1 protein-coding gene is annotated in these 3,649 nt (G+C 70.8%); it reads right to left on the minus strand.

Going from position 1 to position 3,649, the window contains the following annotated elements; translation table 11 throughout:
* Positions 1–3,649: SDR family NAD(P)-dependent oxidoreductase (locus tag ABZT14_RS25515; protein WP_356306890.1), on the minus strand; the 3,649-nt coding region annotated here is incomplete at both ends.

The following is a 3,649-nucleotide window of genomic DNA, read 5'->3' on the forward strand; positions in this document are numbered from 1 at the left end:
CCCGATACTCCAACCCCGCACGACCCACACCCAACGACAACCCCACATCCACCCCAGACAACCCACCCACACCCGACAACAACCGACCCGCCTGAACAGGCAACCCCTCACCAGACCGCGACGACACCACCCACGGCACCACAGGCCAACTCACAGAACCCGAACCAGCAGAACCAGAGCCCGCCGACAGCTCGCCGGAACCCACCGCCTCGGCCAACTCCGCGCCGGACTCGACCACTTCGCCCTCAACCACCACCACGGGCTCGGGCGCCTCCTCCAACACCACATGCGCGTTCGTGCCACTGATACCGAACGCCGACACACCAGCCCGACGAGGCCGATCCCCAGCCGGCCACTCACGCGACTCCGCCAACAACTCCACCGCACCAGCCGACCAGTCCACGTGGGACGAAGGCTCGCCCACGTGCAGCGACTTCGGCAGGTTCTGGTGGTGAAGCGCCAGCACCATCTTCATCAGCCCCGCGATACCCGCGGCGGCCTGGGTGTGGCCGATGTTGGACTTGATCGAGCCCAACCACAGAGGCTGCTCCTCCGCGCGGTCCTGGCCGTAGGTGGCCAGCAACGCCTGGGCCTCGATCGGGTCACCCAACGACGTACCCGTACCGTGCGCCTCCACCGCGTCCACCTCGTGCGGCGCCACCCCCGCGTTCGCCAACGCCTGACGGATCACCCGCTGCTGCGAGGGACCGTTCGGCGCCGTCAGACCGTTCGACGCACCGTCCTGGTTGACCGCCGAACCCCGCACCACCGCCAACACCCGGTGACCGTTCCGCCGCGCGTCCGACAACCGCTCCAGCACGACCAGGCCGACACCCTCGGACCAGCCCGTACCGTCCGCGTCCTCGGAGAACGGCTTGCACCGGCCGTCCCCGGCCAGGCCGCCCTGACGGGCGAAGTCGATGAAGGCGTCCGGGCTGGCGATCACGGTGACGCCGCCCGCGAGCGCGAGGGAGCACTCCCCCGAAGTCAACGACTTGGCCGCCAGGTGCAGGGCCACCAGGGACGAGGAGCAGGCGGTGTCCACGGTGACCGCCGGACCCTCCAGACCCAGGGCGTACGAGACACGACCCGACAGCACCGAACCGGAGTTGCCGGTGATCAGGTGGCCCCCGACGCCGTCGGGCACCTCGTGCACGTTGCTGAGGTAACCGGAGCTTCCCGCGCCGACGAAGACGCCGACCTGCTCGCCCCGCAGGGAGAGCGGGGCGATGCCGCCGCGCTCCAGCGCCTCCCAGGCGCTTTCCAGCAGCAGCCGCTGCTGGGGGTCCATCGCCAACGCCTCACGCGGCGAGATACCGAACAGCCCGGCGTCGAACTCCCCGGCGTCGTCGAGGAATCCGCCCTTCTGGGCGAAGCGGGTACCGAGGCCGCCGGCCTCCGCCGGGTCCAGGTCCTCCAACCGCCAGCCGCGGTCGGTGGGGAAGGGCGTGATGGCGTCGGTGCCACCGTCCAGCAGACTCCACAGGCTCTCGGGGTCGTTCACGCCACCGGGCAGTCGGCAGCTCATCGCGACGATGGCCACCGGTTCGTCCAGCGTCTCGGCGGACCGCTGCGGCAGTTCGGGCGTACGGGCGGTGCCCATGACCTCGTCGTGGAGGTAGTCGGCCAACACGGCGACGCTGGGGTGGTCGAACACCACCGTGGCCGCGAGCGGCAACGCGGTCGCCGCCTTCAGCCGGTCACGGAACTCGACGGCGGTGAGCGAGTCGAATCCCAGGTCGCGGAAGGCGCGTCCGGGTTCCACGGCCATGGGGTCGGAGTGGCCGAGGGCGCCAGCCGCCTCCGTACGTACCAGTTCCAGGAGCTTCCTACGGCGGTCCTGCTCGCTCAGCGGCAGCAGACGGGTCCGCAGCAGCTCGCCGTCAGCCTCGTCCTCCGCACCGGAGGCGTTCTCCTCGGCCTCGGCCCACCGCTCGAACAGGGGGCTCGGACGTCGGATGGTGAAGGTGGGCAGGAAACGCTGCCAGTCGACCTCGGCGACGGCGACACAGGACTCGCCGCTCACCACCGCCTGGCCCAGCGCGTCCATCGCCTGGTCGGGGTCGAGCGCCGGCAGGCCCCGCTTACGCAGGTCACCCTCGGCGTCCTCCTGCGCCGCCATGCCGCCACCGCTCCACGGACCCCAGGCCACCGAGGTGGCCACCTGCCCGCGCGTACGGCGATGGGTGGCCAGCGCGTCGAGGTAGGCGTTGGCCGCCGCGTAACCGCTCTGCGTACCGCTACCCCAGGTCGCGGCGATGGAGGAGTAGAGCACGAAGGCGTCCAGCTCCCGGTCGCCCAGCAACTCGTCGAGGTTCCTCGCACCGACCGTCTTGGCGAGCGAGACCGCGTCCAGGTCCTCGAGGTCGGACGCGTGGAACGCCACGGACTGGGTCAGCCCGGCGGTGTGGAACACCGAGCTGACACGGGGGCCCTCGGCCTCGATCCGCTCCAGCGCCTCGCTCAGCGCCGTACGGTCCGCGATGTCACAGGCGACGAGGAGAACCGTCGCGCCCCTCGCCTCCAGTTCCTCACGCAGCTCCGCGGCGCCGGGTGCCTCCTCGCCCCGACGGCTGAGCAGAGCCAGGTGCTTCGCACCGTGCTCGACCGCCCACCGGGCCACCCGTGCTCCCAGGGCACCCGTACCGCCGGTGACCAGTACGGTTCCAGTCGGGCTCCACGTGGAGAGGCTTGCCGCACCGGTGACGGGCACCAGCCGGCGAACCACCACGGCGCCCCCGCGTACGGCCAGTTGGTCCTCGGAACCGGCGGCACCAGCCAACACGTCCACGAGCCGCTCAAGGGCCCGCTCGTCCGGCTCCTCCGGTACGTCGACCAACCCGCCCCAGCGGTCCGGGTCCTCCAACGCCACCACCCGGCCCAGGCCCCAGACCGAAGCCCGTACGGGATGGCTCAGCTGGTCACCCCGGCCGGTGGACACCGCGCCCGAAGTCACCGTCCACACCGGCGCATTGACCTCCGCGTCGGCGAGGGCCTGCAACAGCACGGTGCTCAGAGCCAGGCCCGCCGTGATTCCCCGGTACTCGGAGAGGACAGACTCGTCCTGTCCAAGCAGGGACACCACTCGGTCGCAGTCGGCGAACTCACCGAGTCGCTCCGCCAACACCGCACGGTCCAGGTCGTCGGCGGTCAGGGCGAGTCGGCTCACCCGCGCCCCACGGTCGGCCAGTCGTTCCGCCAGTTCGGAGGCCCACTCGCCCCCGTCGCCCGGCTCCACGATCAGCCAGTGACCGGACACACTGGTGCTGCGGAGGGGACCGGTAGCGGTCCAGTCGATCCGGTAGCTCAACTCCTCGGCTGCGGTAGCCCGGCCCAGACGCCGCTGCCAGCCCTCCAGGGCCTCGACCACTTCGGCCAGGGGCAGGTCCTCGGACAGTCCCAGGCGCTCGCGGAACAGCTCTACGTCGCCCTGGGCCACCACGTCCCAGAACTCGCGGTCCAGCCCACCTCCGCCGAGGGCGAAGTTCACGTTGCGCATCTGCGGCCAGTACCGCTCGTGCTCAAACGCATACGTCGGCAACTCGACCATCTTCGCGCCCGTGGGGGCGAAGAAGGCCTTCCAATCCACCTCCACACCCCGCACCCACAAACGGGCCAGAGCATTCACCACGGTTTCCGGCTCCGGGCG

This window comes from Streptomyces sp. NPDC005438, from assembly GCF_040606315.1.
Lineage (GTDB): Bacteria > Actinomycetota > Actinomycetes > Streptomycetales > Streptomycetaceae > Streptomyces.